The organism is Amycolatopsis sp. NPDC058278 (assembly GCF_042881395.1).
In the GTDB taxonomy this organism is placed as follows: domain Bacteria; phylum Actinomycetota; class Actinomycetes; order Mycobacteriales; family Pseudonocardiaceae; genus Amycolatopsis.
Genome location: NZ_JBHVXZ010000024.1, coordinates 1 through 15,867 on the forward strand (window position 1 = coordinate 1; position 15,867 = coordinate 15,867).

The 15,867-nt window shown below is 71.3% G+C and carries 12 protein-coding genes; 4 read left to right on the forward strand and 8 right to left on the reverse strand.

Annotation, left to right across the window (positions count from 1 at the left end; all coding sequences use genetic code 11):
* Window positions 1-97: 97 nt before the first annotated feature.
* Both ACFVYA_RS14945 and ACFVYA_RS14950 read right to left on the reverse strand, forming a co-directional pair.
* A complete protein-coding gene (locus ACFVYA_RS14945; protein ID WP_387045286.1) occupies window positions 98-1,297 on the reverse strand; it encodes a sensor histidine kinase in 1,200 nt (399 codons plus the stop codon).
* Window positions 1,298-1,587: 290 nt separating this feature from the next.
* Window positions 1,588-2,694: an FAD-dependent oxidoreductase gene (locus ACFVYA_RS14950; RefSeq protein ID WP_387045287.1), complete on the reverse strand. Its 1,107-nt coding sequence runs from the start codon at window positions 2,692-2,694 to the stop codon at window positions 1,588-1,590.
* A gap of 70 nt (window positions 2,695-2,764) precedes the next feature.
* On the opposite strand from ACFVYA_RS14950, the gene ACFVYA_RS14955 reads away from it, so the two are divergent.
* Window positions 2,765-3,325 (forward strand): TetR/AcrR family transcriptional regulator, encoded by a 561-nt coding sequence (locus ACFVYA_RS14955; protein WP_285990048.1) that lies wholly within the window; start codon window positions 2,765-2,767, stop codon window positions 3,323-3,325.
* 190 nt (window positions 3,326-3,515) lie between these two features.
* On the opposite strand, the gene pgl is transcribed toward ACFVYA_RS14955, so the two are convergent.
* Genes pgl through tkt form a run of 6 tightly spaced genes read right to left on the reverse strand, consistent with a single transcriptional unit; the run spans window position 3,516 to window position 11,694 of the window.
* Complete coding sequence (gene pgl / locus ACFVYA_RS14960; RefSeq protein ID WP_285990049.1) at window positions 3,516-4,295, reverse strand: 6-phosphogluconolactonase; 780 nt, start codon at window positions 4,293-4,295, stop codon at window positions 3,516-3,518.
* On the reverse strand, window positions 4,292-5,317 hold the full coding sequence (opcA, locus tag ACFVYA_RS14965) for a glucose-6-phosphate dehydrogenase assembly protein OpcA (protein ID WP_285990050.1): 1,026 nt from the start codon (window positions 5,315-5,317) through the stop codon (window positions 4,292-4,294). Before opcA ends, pgl begins: the two co-directional genes overlap by 4 nt.
* Complete coding sequence (gene zwf, locus ACFVYA_RS14970) at window positions 5,314-6,837, reverse strand: glucose-6-phosphate dehydrogenase (protein ID WP_387045289.1); 1,524 nt, start codon at window positions 6,835-6,837, stop codon at window positions 5,314-5,316. Before zwf ends, opcA begins: the two co-directional genes overlap by 4 nt.
* A complete protein-coding gene (locus ACFVYA_RS14975; protein ID WP_387045291.1) occupies window positions 6,834-8,456 on the reverse strand; it encodes a glucose-6-phosphate isomerase in 1,623 nt (540 codons plus the stop codon). Before ACFVYA_RS14975 ends, zwf begins: the two co-directional genes overlap by 4 nt.
* A gap of 8 nt (window positions 8,457-8,464) precedes the next feature.
* A complete protein-coding gene (gene tal, locus ACFVYA_RS14980; protein WP_387045293.1) occupies window positions 8,465-9,577 on the reverse strand; it encodes a transaldolase in 1,113 nt (370 codons plus the stop codon).
* Between the two features lie 14 nt (window positions 9,578-9,591).
* Window positions 9,592-11,694, reverse strand: coding sequence for a transketolase (gene tkt, locus ACFVYA_RS14985; RefSeq protein WP_387045295.1), 2,103 nt, complete (start codon window positions 11,692-11,694; stop codon window positions 9,592-9,594).
* 282 nt (window positions 11,695-11,976) lie between these two features.
* Here tkt and ACFVYA_RS14990 point away from each other — a divergent pair, with 282 nt between their 5' ends.
* From ACFVYA_RS14990 to ACFVYA_RS15000, 3 genes are all read left to right on the forward strand, one after another.
* A complete protein-coding gene (locus ACFVYA_RS14990) occupies window positions 11,977-12,957 on the forward strand; it encodes a heme o synthase (RefSeq protein WP_285990055.1) in 981 nt (326 codons plus the stop codon).
* A gap of 197 nt (window positions 12,958-13,154) precedes the next feature.
* A complete protein-coding gene (locus tag ACFVYA_RS14995; protein ID WP_285990056.1) occupies window positions 13,155-13,550 on the forward strand; it encodes a hypothetical protein in 396 nt (131 codons plus the stop codon).
* Between the two features lie 58 nt (window positions 13,551-13,608).
* Window positions 13,609-15,858: a HelD family protein gene (locus tag ACFVYA_RS15000; RefSeq protein ID WP_387045297.1), complete on the forward strand. Its 2,250-nt coding sequence runs from the start codon at window positions 13,609-13,611 to the stop codon at window positions 15,856-15,858.
* The last annotated feature ends 9 nt before the right edge of the window (window positions 15,859-15,867 follow it).

Below are 15,867 nucleotides of genomic sequence, written 5' to 3' on the forward strand. Positions count from 1 at the left end.
ATTCCGGACCGAAACGGCCCTGAACCCGCCGCTCGCGGCGTCGTGCGATCCGGAACCGTCGGTATCCGCCGCTAAGCTGGATACCGGGGGCCGGAGGTCAGCGATCCAGCGGATACCGCGCCCGGACCCGGAAGCCGCCGTCCTCCGTTCCCGACGTCTCGAAGCTTCCGCCCAGCAGGCGAGCCCGCTCCGCCAGGCCTGTCAGGCCGTGGCCGCCCGAGGGCAAGCCCTCCGTCGGGCGGCTGGCGCGCTCGTTGCGGACCTCGATCTTGAGTGCGCCGTGCTCACCCTGGATGCGGATGGTCGCCGTCGCGCCCGGGGCGTGCTTGTGGACGTTGGTCAAGCACTCCTGCACCGTCCGGTAGGCCGCCGCCGACACCTGGTTGGGCAGGGCCTCCGGCAGGTGCTCCACCGTGAGGTGCACCGGGACGTCGGACGTGCGGATCAGCCGGTCGAGCTCGTTGATGCCCGCCCGCGGGCCGTCGTCGTCCGAACCGGCCCGCAGGACGCTGACCAGCGAACGCAGCTCCTCCAGCGTCCGCTTGGACAACGTGCGGATGACCTGCGCCGTCTCCAGCGCGCGGTCGTCGGTGGTCTGGGCCTGGAGCGCGCCGGCCTGCATGGCGATCAGCGTGATCTGGTGGGAGACGACGTCGTGCATCTCGCGGGCCAGCCGGGCGCGTTCCTCGGCGCGGACGGCGTCGGCGTGGAAGCGGCGCTCGCGGTCGCGGCTCGTGGCCAGCTCGGCGAGCTTGTTCGAAACCTCGGTGCGGGCGCCGATGAGCAGGCCGATCGCGATCGGCATGCCGGCGACCAGGACGCCGTAGATGCCGTCGAGGATGTGCTCGCGCCAGCTGAGCTCGGCGAAGTCCTCCAGCGGCCACTGCACGAACCGGCACATCCACACCAGCGCGGCGCCGACCCAGGTCTGCCAGTGCAGCTGACGGCGGGTGGCGAGCATGCCGAGAGTGATCATCGACGCGAGCTGGGCCCAGCCGGCCAGGAAGCCGGGGACCGCGACGAGCACGGCGAGGAACGGGAACTTCCGCCGGAACACCACCGCGAGGCAGGCGGCGCCGGACAGGTAGATCGAGTACGGCTGGGCCTTCTCGGGGATGACCAGCCAGACGTCGAGCACGGCCAGGATGACCGCGGCCGCCTCGATGGCGAACGTGACCACAGCGGGGCGGGGCACCGAGCCGAACAGGCTCAGGCCGCGTTTGCGCACCCGCTCGGCGGCCGATGGCCCCGAGCCGGCGATCGAGATGCCTGGAATCGAGAGTCCCTCTGTACTCATCGCTGGCGACCCCATTCGTCTTGTGGACTTGGTGGTGAGAGGCGCTCAGGGCCCGATCGGGACGCGCAGCGGCAGAGAAATGTGCGGATGCTAACGAGGTCACGTACGGAGACGGTTAGTTTCACCCGCGGTCGGTGCTCCGGCGTCCGGATTCCGTAATCGGCTGGGCCGTCCGGGGGATCGCCGACGCCGGGGGCTACCCAGGGTGCGAGTTCTGTTTCCCAGTGTGCGCCAAGACGACCACATCGTGGGAATCATGTTACCCACGTGTGGTCGCCCGGCGGTAGTTCTCAGGCCGCCATGGACCGGAGGTCGTCGCTCAGCAGGTCGTGCAGGCCGGACGCGCAGGCTTTCGCCGTCTCGATCGACCGCGGCAGCATGCCGGCCTCGTAGGCCCGGACCGCCTCCTCGACGCTCGGCGCCGTGGCCAGCGCGGTCGCCAGCTCGGTCCCGTCCAGCAGGGCGAGGTTCGCGCCGACGCCGAGCGGCGGCATCAGGTGCGCGGCGTCGCCGACCAGGGTGAGGCCGGGAGTGGTCGTCCAGGCGTGAGGGACCGGCAGGACGTGGAGCGGCCGGTGCGTGAACCCGCCGTCGGGCTCCCGCAGGTACGCGAGCAGGTCCGGGTGCCAGCCGGCGTAGCGCTCGAGCAGGTGTGCCCGCACCGCGTCCGGAACGGCGAAGTCGAGACCGGCGGCCCAGTCCTCGGACGCGTAGAAGACGGCGTAGCAGCGGATGTGGCCGTTGCTGGTGCGTTGCGCGACGAGCGCCTTCCCGCCGACCTTGGTCATCATCGTCCCGTGGCCGGTCAGCGCGGCCAGGGCGGCGTGGCGGCGGTCGGCGTCGTCGAGGCCGAACTCGACGAACGTGACGCCGCTGTACCCGGGCCGGACGCCGGTGAGGGCGTGCCGGACGCGGGACCACGCACCGTCCGCGCCCACGACGAGGTCGAAGTCCCGGCTGACGCCGTCGGCGAACGTCAGCCGCGCGCCGTCGCCGGTCGTGGTGACGTCGGCGACCGGTCGTCCCCATCGGACGGTGCCGGGGGAGAGGGAGTCCAGCAGGATGCCGCGCAGCTGGCCGCGGTCGATCTCGGGCCGGAAGTCGTCGCCGTCGGCCGGGACCTCGTCGAGGACGGCTTCGGCGGTGTGCGGGTCGAGCCCGCGCATCTGCTGGCCTTCAGGCCGCGCGAGGGCGCGGAACTGTTCGTCCAGGCCCGCGGTGCGGAGGGCGACCTGGCCGGTGTCGGCGTGCATGTCGAGCGTGCCGCCCTGGGGCCGCGCGTCGGCGGCGGGTTCCTGTTCGAAGACGGTGACGTCGAGGCCGTGCAGCTGCAGGACGCGGGCGCAGGCGAGGCCGCCCAGCCCGGCGCCGGCGATGGCGATACGAGGAAAAGTCATGTCACCAAGAAAGCACAACCACTCAGAAGGTGCAACGACTGAACTTTTTGAGTGAGTTAGACTTCGTCTCATGACCGAAGTGATCGGACGCCGCGAGCGCAAGAAGGCCCAGACCCGCAAAGCCCTCGCCGACGCGGCGCTCGAGCTGTTCCTCGCCCGCGGCTACGACCAGGTCGGGGTGAAGGAGGTCGCGGACGCCGCGGACGTCTCGGTGACGACGTTGTTCAAGTACTTCCCCAGCAAGGAAGCGCTGGTGTTCGACCAGGACGAAGACATCGAGGAGGCGCTCGTCCTGGCGGTCCACGGGCGGCCGCCGGGCTACTCGGTCGTGGACGCGCTGCGCGAGCACCTCCTGCGCCTGGCCAAGAGCGCCCCCAGCGACGAATTCCGGCGGCTGATCGAGAGCGAACCGGCCCTGCGCGACTACGCCAGGCGGATGTGGATGCGCCACGAGACGGCGCTGGCCCGGGCGATCGCGGAGGAGATGGGCGCCCCGGAGGGTGACGTCGCGTGCGCGGCCTTGGCCCGGTTCGCCCTGGCCTCCCGCGAGCTGATCCTGGCCGACGACCACCCCCGCCGGGCGGCGGAGGAGATCTTCGCTCGCTTGCAGCGCGGCTGGCGGACGGAGTGAGCCCGGCGCGGTGACCGGGCAGACGGCAAGAGAAGAACCCGCTGGTCGTTCGCGCCACCGCCGGAGCCCTCGGCCGTCTCGCCGCAGCGGGAGATCTCGGCCCCGTCGCCACCGCCGGAGACCTGGGCCCCTCGACCGGCCAACGAGTGAAGGCCCCCTGCCGAAGCAGAGGGCCTTCACCGGACAAAACTCAAGCCGTGGGTGGCTGGTACACCTTTGTCAGCTTCCCCGCCGCGGCCCGGTCGAGCAGCCACAGCGTCCGCCGGTGGCCGCGAGCCCCGGCCACCGGGAGCTGCACTTCGCCCGCCCCCGCCAACGCCAGCGCCACCGCGTCCGCCTTCGCCTCGCCGGCCGTCATCAGCCACACGTCCTGTGCCCGGCGGATCGCCGGCAGCGTCAACGACACCCGGGTCGGCGGCGGCTTCGGGCAGTTGCGCACCGCCACCACCGAACGCTCGGTCTCGTACACCGCCGGGGACTCCGGGAACACCGACGCCGTGTGCCCCTCACCGCCGAGGCCCAGCAGCATGATGTCGAACGACGGCACGTCGCCGTGGTCCTCCGGGCCCGCCTGCGCGGCCAGCACCTCCGCGTAAGCCGCAGCCGCCGCGTCCACATCGGCGCCGAACTCGCCGTCCGATGGCGCCATGACGTGGATCCTCTTCGGATCCAGCGGAACGTGGTCCAGCAAGGCCTCGCGGGCCTGCTTCTCGTTCCGCTCGTCCGAATCCGCCGGGACGAACCGCTCGTCGCCCCAGTAGATGTCCAGGCGGGACCAGTCGATCGCGTCGCGGGCCGACGAAGCCCGCAGCTCGGACAGCACCGCGATGCCCGTGCCGCCGCCCGTCAGCACCAGCGAGGCCGACCCCTTGGCCGCCTGGACGTCCACCAGCCGGGTGACCAGGCGAGCCGCCGCGGCGGCCGCCAGGATGTCCTGGTTGGCGTAGACGACGACTTCCGTCTTGCTCATTTCTTGGCACCCGAACCGGCCGCGGCAGCCGAAGCGGCCGAACCGGGGGCCGCCGCCGGCGACGTGACGTCCGCCTTGGCCGGCGCGGCCGTCTTGCCGTTCGTGCCCGACGTGATCTTGCCCAGGCCCTGCAGGGCCGCTTCGTAGACCTCGTCCGGGTCGAGCCGGCGCAGCTCCTCGATCAGGCAGTCCTGCGTGCTGCGCCGCTGCAGCGCGATCCGGCGGGTCGGCTGGCCCGGCTGGGTCAGCGTGCCCACGCGGCCGTCCGGGCGGTGCAGCTCCACCGGGCCCGACCGGCGGTCGAGCGTCACCGAGATGATCCCGGCCGCGCCCGAGCTCTTGACCCGCTTGACCGGCACCTTCAGGTACTCGGCCAGCCAGGCGGCCAGCAGCTCGGTCGACGGCGAGTCGGCCTCGCCGGTCACCGTCGCGCCGGTGATCTTCTCGTACGGCGGCAGGTCCAGCGCGGAGACGAGCTGGGCCCGCCAGTGCGTCAGGCGCGTCCAGGCCAGGTCGGTGTCGCCCTCGGTGTACGCCTTCGCCCGCGTGGTCAGCGCCTTGACCGGGTTCTTCTCCGCGGCCGAGTCGGTGATCCGGCGCTGGGCCAGCTCGCCGAGCGGGTCCTTGTCCGGGTCCTTCGGGCCGGCGCCCGGCCACCAGCAGACGATCGGGGCGTCCGGCAGCAGCAGCGGCACCACCGCGCTCTGGCCCTGCGCGGCCAGCGGGCCGTACAGGCGCAGCACGATGACCTCGCTCGCGCCGGCGTCGCCGCCGACCCGGATCTGGCCGTCGATGCGCGGGGCCGCCGTGCGGGCGCCCTTGGCCACCACGATCACCCGCGACGGGTGCTCGCGGCTCGCGCCGTTGGCCGCCTCGATGGCTTCCTCGAGATGGGCGTCGTCGTCGGCCACGATCACCAGCGTCAGGACTCGCCCGAGCGCCACTTGCCCGCCCTGTTCGCGGATCTCCACCAGCTTCTTGTTGAGTGCCGAAGTCGTGGTGGACGGCAGGTCGATGATCACGGGCGCCTCCATTTCCGGCCGGTGCGCTCCAGCATTTCGTCGGCGGACGGCGGGCCCCACGTGCCCGGCGCGTACTGCTCGGGCGCGCCTTCCTTCGCCCAGTGCTCCAGGATCGGGTCGAGGATCTTCCAGGAGAGCTCGACCTCTTCGTTCACCGGGAACAGCGACGGCTCGCCGAGCAGGACGTCCAGGATCAGCCGCTCGTAGGCCTCGGGGGAGGACTCGGTGAACGCGTGGCCGTAGCCGAAGTCCATCGTGACGTCGCGGACCTCCATCGTGGTCCCCGGCACCTTCGAGCCGAACCGCAGCGTGATGCCCTCGTCCGGCTGGACCCGGATGACCAGGGCGTTCTGCCCCAGCTCCTCGGTCGACGTCGAGTCGAACGGCAGGTGCGGCGCCCGCTTGAACACCACGGCGATCTCGGTGACGCGGCGGCCGAGCCGCTTGCCGGTGCGCAGGTAGAACGGCACCCCGGCCCAGCGGCGGCTCTGCACTTCGAGGGTCACCGCGGCGTAGGTCTCGGTCTTCGAGTCCTTCGCGAAGCCCTCTTCCTGCAGCAGGCCGGGCACCTTCGTGCCGCCCTGCCAGCCGCCCGCGTACTGGCCGCGCGCGGTGGTCTTGCCCAGCGGCCCGAGGGGCTTGGTGCCCGAGAGCACCTTGATCTTCTCCGCGCGCAGGGCCCGCGGGTCGAACGACAGCGGCTCCTCCATCGCGGTGAAGGCCAGCAGCTGCAGCAGGTGGTTCTGGATGACGTCCCGGGCGGCGCCGATGCCGTCGTAGTACCCCGCGCGGCCGCCGAGGCCGATGTCCTCGGCCATGGTGATCTGCACGTGGTCGACGTAGTTGGCGTTCCAGATCGGTTCGAACAGCTGGTTCGCGAAGCGCAGCGCCAGGATGTTCTGCACCGTCTCCTTGCCGAGGTAGTGGTCGATGCGGAACACCGACTCCTCGGGGAAGACGTCGTTGACGATCGCGTTGAGCTCTTCGGCGCTCTTCAGGTCGTGCCCGAAGGGCTTCTCGATGACGACGCGCCGCCAGGTGTTCTCGTCGGCGTTCGCCAGCCCGGACCGGGCCAGCTGCTTGGTCACCACCGGGAACGCGCCGGGCGGGATCGACAGGTAGAACGCGGTGTTGCCGCCGGTGCCGCGTTCGGCGTCGAGGTCGCGGACCGTCTGCGCGAGCCGGTCGAAGGCGTCGTCGTCGTCGAAGGTGCCCTGGACGAACCGGATGCCTTCGGCGAGCCGGTTCCACACCGACTCCTTGAACGGCGTCCGCGCGTGCTCCTTGACCGAGTCGTGCACGAGCTCGCCGAAGTCCTGGTGCTCCCAGTCGCGGCGGGCGAACCCGACGAGCGAGAAGCCCGCGGGCAGCAGGCCGCGGTTGGCCAGGTCGTAGATGGCGGGCATCAGCTTCTTGCGTGCCAGGTCGCCGGTGACACCGAAGATCACCAGGCTGGACGGCCCGGCGATCCGCGGGAGCCGCTTGTCCCGCGGGTCGCGCAGCGGGTTGCTCCAGGTCATGCGCCGGCCTCCTGTACCGCGCGGGCGACGGCCGCGAGGCCCGCGGCCCGGTCGGTCAGGTGCAGGCGCAGCACCGGGCGGCCGTGCTCGGCGAGCACCTGCCCGTCGCCGAGGGCCTGGGCGTGCTGCAGCTGCCCCAGCGTGTACGGCCGGTCCGGCACGTCGAGGTCCTGCTCGACGGCGCCGGTCAGCTGCAGGAAGACGCCGTTCTGGTGCCCGCCCTTGTGGTACTGGCCGGTGGAGTGCAGGAACCGCGGGCCCCAGCCGAACGTCGTCTGCTTTCCGGTGCGCTTGGCGATCTCGCCGCGCAGCACCGCCGTCGACGCGTCGTCGAGCCGGTCGAGGTAGGCCTGCACCGCGATGTAGCCCGCGTCCGGCGCCGAGGCGAAGAACGCCCGGAGCACGTCGGTCAGGCTGCCGTCGGTGGAAACGCCGTCACTGCCGAAGATCTCGACCGAACCGTCCACATTGGATGGCTCTTCGCCGCCCTTCAGCTTCTCCGGGTCGTCCAGCAGCGCGCGGGCCGCCTTCTTCGCCGTCTCGACGTCGGGCTGGTCGAACGGGTTGATTCCGAGCAGCCGGCCGGCGAGCGCCGTGGCGAACTCCCAGAGCAGGAACTGCGCGCCGAGCGAGCCGGTGACCGCGATCTTCGCGGCGCCCTGCGAGCTGCCGACGGCGACCGGGGTGGCGTCGGACTTCGCGTCGGCGAAGCCGGGCGCCTCCGTGCCCTCGACCGCGACCGGCAGCAACCCGGTGCCCTGCTTTCCGGTGGACTCCGCGATCAGCTGCTCGGCCCAGTCCGGGAAGCCCTTGACGCCGGAACCGGAGTCGGCCAGCACGACCTTCTCGGCGCCGCCTTCGTGCGCGGCGGCCCAGGCTGCGGCCAGCTTGACCGCCGGGTTGCCCGCGGAGTCGGCCGCGAGCTCTTCGGCCACCGAAGCGGCCTGGTCGAGCAGCCGGGCGACGTCCGCGCCGGCGAGCCCGGCCGGGACGAGCCCGAACGCGGTCAGCGCCGAGTAGCGGCCGCCGACGTGCGGGTCGGCGAGGAAGACCTTGCGGTATCCCTCCTTTTCGGACAGTTCCTGGAACGGCGAGCCGGGGTCGGTGACGACCACGATCCGCCGCGCCGCGTCGATGCCCGCGTCGGCGAACGCTTTCGCGAAGATCCGCCGGTGGCTGTCGGTCTCGACGGTGCCGCCCGACTTCGACGACACCACGATCACGGTGCGCTCGAGGTCGCCGGCCAGCGCGTCGGCGACCTGGCCGGGGTCGGTGGTGTCGAGGACGGTCAGCGCGACGCCGTCGGTCGCGGTGATCACCTCCGGCGCCAGCGACGAGCCGCCCATACCGGCCAGCACGACACGGTCGACGCCTTCGGATCGCAGTTCGGTGCGCAGTGCCTCGATCTCGCCGATCAGCGGCCGCGACGACTTGTGCAGCGTCGTCCACGACAGCCGGATCGACGCCTCGGATTCGGCGTCCGGTCCCCAGAGCGTCGCGTCCTGCGCCGCCAGCTTCGAGGCGGCCTGGTCGGCGACCAGCCGCTCGACGAGGGGCGCAGCGCGCTCCGCCAGTTCGGCGTCCACGATCTCGACGCCGGTTTTTTCCCCTGTCGTCATGGTGCGCTTCAGCCCTTCGCCTTCTCGAGCTGGCCGTTCACGGTGTCGAGGAGTTCCGTCCAGGACTTCTCGAACTTCTCGACGCCTTCGTTCTCCAGCGTGAGGAACACGTCGCGGATGTCGATGCCGACGGCTTCGAGCTGGTCGAAGACCTCCTGCGCGTCCTTGCCGTGGCCGCTGACCCGGTCGCCCTGGAGGTCGGCGTGCTCGGCGACCGCGTCGAGGGTCTTCTCCGGCATGGTGTTGACGGTGTTCTTCACCACCAGGTCGTCGACGTAGAGCGTGGGGGAGTAGTCCGGGTTCTTCACACCGGTCGAGGCCCACAGCGGGCGCTGCGCGTTGGCGCCGTCGGCCGCGAGGGCCTTCCAGCGGTCCGAAGCGAACAGCTCCTCGAAGGCCACGTACGCGAGCCGGGCGTTGGCGACGGCCGCCTTGCCGCGCAGCGCCAGGGCCTCGTCGGTGCCGATGGCTTCCAGGCGCTTGTCGATCTCGGTGTCCACGCGGGACACGAAGAACGAGGCGACCGAGTGGATGCCGCGCAGGTCGTGGCCGTTGGCCTTCGCCTGCTCCAGGCCCGCGAAGAAGGCCTCGATGACCTTCTTGTAGCGCTCGACGGAGAAGATCAGCGTGACGTTGACGCTGATGCCCTCGGCGAGCGTGGCGGTGATGGCCGGCAGGCCCTCTTCGGTGGCCGGGATCTTGATCAGCACGTTCGGCCGGTCCACGGTCTTCCACAGGTCCTTAGCCTCGGCCACCGTCTTGTCGGTGTCCTTGGCCAGGCGCGGGTCGACCTCGATGGAGACGCGGCCGTCGACGCCGTTCGTGGCGTTGTAGACGTCGCGGAACAGGTCGGCGGCGTTGCGCACGTCGGTCGTGGTCAGGTCCCGGATGGTCGCCTCGACGTCGGCGCCCTGGGCCGCGAGCTCCCGGGTGCGCTCGTCGTAGGCGTCACCCTTGGACATCGCGTTCGCGAAGATCGTCGGGTTGGTCGTCACGCCGACGACGTGCTTGTCGCGGACGAGCGCGGCGAGGTTGCCGGTGTTCAGGCGTTCACGCGAAAGGTCGTCGAGCCAGATGGATACACCGGCTGCGGACAGCTGCGCGAGCTTGTCGTTGCTCATTACTGTCATCCCCTTCAGGAATTCTTGGTGTTCTGGATCGAGCGGCGGGCCGCCTCGACGACTGCTTCCGCGGTGAACCCGAACTCACGGAACAGTGTGGCGGCGTCGGCGGAGGCGCCGAAGTGCTCGATCGAAACGTTCACCCCGGCGTCACCGGTGAAGCGGTGCCACGACTGGGCGATGCCCGCCTCGACGGACACGCGGGCCTTCACGGCGGCCGGGATGACGGATTCGCGGTAGGCCGCGTCCTGCGCGTCGAACCACTCGACGCACGGCATCGAGACGACGCGCGCCTTGACCCCGTCGGCCTCGAGGGTCTTCTTCGCCTCGACGGCGAGCTGGACCTCGGAACCGGTGGCGATGAGCACCACGTCCGGGGTGCCGTCCGAGTCCGCCAGGACGTACCCGCCCTTGGCGACGCCCTCGGCGCTGGTGCCCTCGAGCACCGGCACGTTCTGGCGGGTCAGCGCCAGGCCGGACGGGTGGTGGATGTCCTCCAGCACGGCCTTCCACGCGTACGCGGTCTCGTTGGCGTCCGCCGGGCGGACGACGTTGAGGCCCGGGATCGCGCGCAGCGCGGAGAGCTGCTCGATCGGCTGGTGCGTCGGCCCGTCTTCGCCGAGGCCGATCGAGTCGTGCGTCCAGACGTAGGTGACCGGCGCCTTCATCAGCGCGGCCAGCCGGACCGGCGGGCGCATGTAGTCGGAGAAGATGAGGAAGGTCGCGCCGTACGGGCGGGTGCCGCCGTGCAGCGCGATCCCGTTGAGGATCGAGCCCATGGCGTGCTCGCGGACGCCGAAGTGCAGCGTCCGGCCGTACGGGTTGGCCTGCCACATGTCGGTGGCGGCCTTCTCGGGACCGAACGAGTCGGCGCCCTTCATCGTCGTGTTGTTGCTCTCGGCCAGGTCGGCCGAGCCGCCCCACAGCTCCGGCAGCGGTTCGGCCAGCGCGCTGAGGACCTCACCGGAGGCCTTGCGGGTGGCGATGCCCTTGGCGTCCGGCTCCCACTTCGGCAGGTTGTCGGCGAAGCCCTCGGGCAGCGTGCGGGTGGCCAGCCGGTCACCGAGCTTCTTGCGCTCCGGGTTGGCCTCGGCCCAGGCCTGGTACTTCTCCTGCCACTCGGCGTGCGCCACCCGGCCGCGCTCGGCCGCCTGGCGGGTGTGCTTGAGCACGTCGTCATCGACCTGGAACGACTGCTCCGGGTCGAAGCCGAGGATCTTCTTGACCGCGGCGACCTCTTCGCCGCCCAGCGCGGCGCCGTGCGCCTTGCCGGTGCCCATCTTCTTGGGCGCCGGGTAGCCGATCACGGTCCGCAGGGCGATGAACGACGGCCGCTGCGTCTCGGCCTTGGCGGCCTTGATGGCCTCCTCGATCGCGACGACGTCCTCGCCGCCCTCGACGACCTGGGTGTGCCACCCGTAGGCCTCGTAGCGGGCGACTGTGTCTTCCGAGAGCGCGATGTTCGTGTCGTCCTCGATCGAGATCTTGTTGTCGTCGTAGAAGACGATCAGGTTGCCCAGCTCCTGGCGGCCCGCGATGGACGAGGCCTCGGAGGTGACGCCCTCTTCGATGTCGCCGTCGGAGGCGATCACGTAGATGTGGTGGTCGAAGATGCTCTCGCCGGGCGCGGCGTCCGGGTCCAGCAGGCCGCGCTCGCGGCGGGCCGCCATCGCCATGCCCACGCCGTTCGCGAGGCCCTGCCCGAGCGGGCCGGTGGTGGTCTCGACGCCGTCGGTGTGGCGGTACTCGGGGTGCCCCGGGGTCTTCGAGCCCCACTTGCGCAGCTGCTTGAGGTCCTCGAGCTCGAGGCCGTAGCCGGCGAGGAAGAGCTGGATGTAGAGGGTCAGGCTCGAGTGGCCGGCCGAGAGGATGAACCGGTCGCGGGCCGGCCAGTGCTGGTCGTTCGGGTCGTGGCGCATGGTCCGCTGGAACAGCGTGTAGGCGAGCGGCGCCAGGCTCATCGCGGTGCCGGGGTGGCCACTGCCACAGTTCTCCACCGCGTCCGCGGCGAGCACCCGCACGGTGTCCACGGCGCGGGTGTCGGTGTCGGTCCAGTCGGCGGGCGTGTTGCGCCGGAGGAGTGGGTTGTTCTCGCTGGTAGTGGCGGTTTCGGACACTGAACTCCAACTCCCGGTCATGATGGTTGCGGCTGGTCTTCCTCGTTCCGGTTACCCGTACGCGCGGCTACTTATCTCAATCGATCCCGAAGGGACGATATTCCTGCTCGCGGCCATGCGCAGGGGCAATCGCGGCCCGTCGCGGCCAGCCTAGTGCTTGGGCCGGTCGAGGACCCGCGATCACCCACGGGATTCACCACGTCTAACATCGTTCGAGGGTTCAGTAGGGCTGGTTCTTCGGCTACCCGGACTGTCCCGCCCGAACCTGACGCAGGGAGTGAAATGTCGCCGGTGAACGCTGCGCACGGACGCAGTGACGACACCAGCGCCGTGCACCCGACCGGTGAACGACCGCACGGTGAGCGGCGAAGCCTCCGCCGGGTCGTCGGCGCCTACGCCGCGCTGGCGAAACCGCGCGTGATCGAGCTCCTGCTGGTGACCACCATCCCGGCGATGTTCCTCGCCGGCCGTCAGATCCCCTCGCCCTGGCTGGTCCTGGCCACGCTGGTCGGCGGGACGATGGCCGCGGGCAGCGCGAACGCGCTCAACTGCGTGATCGACGCGGACATCGACAAGGTGATGAACCGCACGAAGCGCCGCCCGCTGGTCAAGGACTCGGTGCCCCGCCGCGGCGCGCTGGTCTTCGGCCTCGTGATGGGCGTCGCGTCGGCGGTCGTGCTCTACCTCACGGTGAACCTGCTCTCGGCGATCCTCGCCATCGCGACGATTCTCTTCTACATCTTCGTGTACACGCTCGGCCTCAAGCGGCGCACGTCACAGAACGTGGTCTGGGGCGGCGCGGCGGGCTGCATGCCGGTCGTCATCGGCTGGGCCGCGGTCACCGGCACGGTGCAGTGGCCGGCGTTCGTGATGTTCGGCGTGATCTTCTTCTGGACCCCGCCGCACACGTGGGCGCTGGGCATGAAGTACCGCGACGACTACGAGCGCGCGGGCGTCCCGATGCTGCCGGTGGTGGCCACCGCCCAGCACGTCGCCCGCCAGATCGTCATCTACTCGTGGGTGATGGTGGCGTGGACGCTGCTGTTGCTCCCGGTGACGTCCTGGCTGTACGGCACGTTCGCGATCCTGGCGGGCGGCTGGTTCCTCTTCTACGCGCACAGCCTGCAGGCGGCGGTGCGGCGGGGTGAAGAGACGAAGCCGATGGCGCTGTTCCACCGGTCGAACACGTACCTGATGATCGTGTTCGTGGCCCTGGCCGTGGACTCGGCGATCGGGCTGCCGACCCTCGGCCTGCCGTTCTGAGACGGGTCGGGACCGCGGTAGCCGCGGTCGTCGTTCTCGGCCTGCTGGTCCTCCTCGGCCACGGGAAGCTCCCGGCCCTGGACGAGAGCCTGCTCACCGGCGGCTGCGCCATCCCGAAACGGATCACGGCGGTTCCCGGGGCGGCCCCCGACGGTGGTGGCGTCCGCCTCGCCGAGACCGGCCCGGGTGTCGCGGTCTTGGAGAACACCAGCACCCTCGCGGCCTACCGGATCCCCGTGACGTCCGGCATCCGGACCGTCGAGGTGCCGGTGCTCATCCCGGGAGAGCGGATCGGCGTCGTGCTCGACCGGCCCACACCCGGCCCGGTGATCTGGCTCGCACCCGAGGCGCTGGGCGGCTTCACGCCCGTGACCGCCGACGTCATGCCGGGCGGCGTCCGTTACCGCTCGGCGAACTGCCGCGCCTTGACCAGCCGCGGAGCCGCCGTGCTGCACCGCGACGCCGCCGGGCACCTCACCGGCGGTGAGCAGCTGCCGCCGGAAAGCGTGTCGTGCGCGCCGGGGGAGCGGGTGCTTCCCGGAGGAGCTCCCGGTGCCGAGGTCTACCCGTACTGCGCCCTCGGCGCGGAATGATCGCGCGGCGGCCGCCGTTACACTTCGTTGGCTCTTTTTCCCTTGAGGCGAAAGCAGGATGCTCTTGTCCGTCTCCTCGGACGACTTCTCCGCCGAGCTCGCCCGCGAGCAGGCGTACGTCACCACCCTCTACTCGAAGCTCGACGCCGAGCGCCTCGAAGCCCAGCGACGCCTCGACGAGACGCTGCGGCAGACCGGCGGCACCCCGCAGGCGCGCACCGAACGCGACGTCGCCACCACCCTCTACACCGACCGGCTCGCCCAGCTCGGCTCCGTCGAGCAGGGCCTCGCCTTCGGCCGGCTCGACTTCGTCCCCGGGAGCGCCGAGGAAACCACCTACATCGGCCGGCTCGGGCTGTTCGACGAAGACGACGACTACCAGCCGCTGCTGGTCGACTGGCGGGCGCCGGTCGCGCGGCCGTTCTACCTGGCCACCGCCGCGTCCCCCGAAGGGGTGCGGCGGCGACGGCACCTGCGGTCGCTGAGCCGCAAGGTCACCGGGTTCGACGACGAGATCCTCGACCTCACCGCCGCCGACCAGGGCCAGGACCTCGGCCTGGCCGGCGAAGCCGCACTGCTGGCCGCGCTGGAGCAGCGGCGCACCGGCGAGATGAGCGACATCGTCGCGACCATCCAGGCCGAGCAGGACCGCATCATCCGCGCCCCGCTCGGCGGCGTGATGGTCGTGCAGGGCGGCCCGGGCACCGGCAAGACCGCCGTCGCGCTGCACCGCGCGGCTTACCTGCTCTACACGCACCGCCAGCAGCTCACCACCCGCGGCGTGCTCGTCGTCGGCCCGAACAGCACGTTCCTGCGCTACATCGGCCAGGTGCTGCCGTCGCTCGGCGAGACCGGCGTGCTGCTCGCCACCGTCGGCCAGCTCTACCCCGGCCTGACCGCCGACGGCGTCGAGCCGCGCGAAGCGACCGAGGTCAAGGGCCGGCTGGTGATGGCCGAGGTGCTGGCCAACGCCGTCCGCGACCGCCAGCGCGTGCCCGAGCCGGTCCTGGAGATCGAGTACGAGCACGACGTCCTCAGGCTCGACCGCAAGACGTGCACCGACGCCCGCACCCGGGCCCGCCGGTCGCGGCGCCCGCACAACCCGGCGCGGCGCCTGTTCGTCTCCGACGTCCTCGACGCGCTGACCCGCCAGGCCGCCCGCAAGCTGGGGGAGGACCTCCTCGACGGGCAGGACCTGGCCGACATCCGCGCCGAGCTGGCCGCGGACGAAAACGTCGCCGCGGCGTTGGATTCGCTGTGGCCGGTGCTGAGCCCGGAAGGCGTCCTCGACGACCTGTTCGCCGACCGCGAACGCCTCTCCCGGGCGGCCGGGAAGCTGCTCGCGGAGGAGGACCGCGCGCTGCTGGAGAGCGGCCGCGACGCGAAGTGGACGCCCGCCGACGTGCCGCTGCTCGACGAGCTCGCCGAGCTGATCGGCGTCGACGACACCGAGGCCCGCGTCGAGCGCAAACGCCGTGAGCGCGAGGATCGCGCCTACGCCGAGGGCGTGCTCGACATCCTGGAGCAGGACGAAGAGATCATCGACGAGGAGCTGCTGCGCGTCTCCGACGTCCTCGACGCCGAGCTGTTCGCCGAACGCCAGCAGGCGCGCAGCGAGCTGACCGCCGCCCAGCGGGCCGCGCAGGACCGGACCTGGACGTTCGGGCACGTGATCGTCGACGAGGCCCAGGAGCTCTCGGCGATGGACTGGCGGCTGCTGATGCGGCGCACGCCGAACCGGTCGATGACCCTGGTCGGCGACGTGGCCCAGACCGGCGCGGCGGGCGGGGCGCGGTCGTGGGGCGAGGTGCTCTCGCCCTACGTCGAGGACCGCTGGCGGCTGGAGCAGCTGACCGTGAACTACCGCACGCCCGCCGAAATCATGGCCGTCGCCGCGCGGGTGCTCGCCGAGGTGGATCCCTCCCTCTCGGCGCCGTCTTCGGTGCGGGAGACCGGGCTCCCGCCGTGGACGGTGCGTGCCGGGGACCTTCCGGCGGAGCTGCCCGGGCTGGTCGCGCGCGAGCTGTCCGAAGTGGACGGCGGCACGGTGGCGGTCCTGGTGCCCGCGGCCCGCTTCGACGCGGTGTCGGCGCTGCTCGCCGGCCACGACGAGCGGCTGAGCGTCCTGACGGTCGAGCGGTCGAAGGGCCTGGAGTTCGACTCGGTGGTGCTGGTCGCGCCGGACGAGGTCGTCGCGGGCTCGCCGAGGGGCCTCAACGACCTGTACGTGGCCCTGACGCGGGCGACCCGGCGGCTCGGCGTGGTCGCCACCGGTGACGAAGTGCCGGCACTCTCCGTGCTTGGTTAGGGTGCCCGG

What these genes read in the sequence shown, in the direction of transcription:
- ACFVYA_RS14945 (WP_387045286.1), bottom strand. Translation starts at nt 1,297, where the DNA reads ATGAGTACAGAGGGACTCTCGATTCCAGGCATCTCGATCGCCGGCTCG.
- ACFVYA_RS14950 (WP_387045287.1), bottom strand. Translation starts at nt 2,694, where the DNA reads ATGACTTTTCCTCGTATCGCCATCGCCGGCGCCGGGCTGGGCGGCCTC.
- ACFVYA_RS14955 (WP_285990048.1), top strand. Translation starts at nt 2,765, where the DNA reads ATGACCGAAGTGATCGGACGCCGCGAGCGCAAGAAGGCCCAGACCCGC.
- pgl (WP_285990049.1), bottom strand. Translation starts at nt 4,295, where the DNA reads ATGAGCAAGACGGAAGTCGTCGTCTACGCCAACCAGGACATCCTGGCG.
- zwf (WP_387045289.1), bottom strand. Translation starts at nt 6,837, where the DNA reads ATGACCTGGAGCAACCCGCTGCGCGACCCGCGGGACAAGCGGCTCCCG.
- ACFVYA_RS14975 (WP_387045291.1), bottom strand. Translation starts at nt 8,456, where the DNA reads ATGACGACAGGGGAAAAAACCGGCGTCGAGATCGTGGACGCCGAACTG.
- tal (WP_387045293.1), bottom strand. Translation starts at nt 9,577, where the DNA reads ATGAGCAACGACAAGCTCGCGCAGCTGTCCGCAGCCGGTGTATCCATC.
- ACFVYA_RS14990 (WP_285990055.1), top strand. Translation starts at nt 11,977, where the DNA reads ATGTCGCCGGTGAACGCTGCGCACGGACGCAGTGACGACACCAGCGCC.
- ACFVYA_RS15000 (WP_387045297.1), top strand. Translation starts at nt 13,609, where the DNA reads ATGCTCTTGTCCGTCTCCTCGGACGACTTCTCCGCCGAGCTCGCCCGC.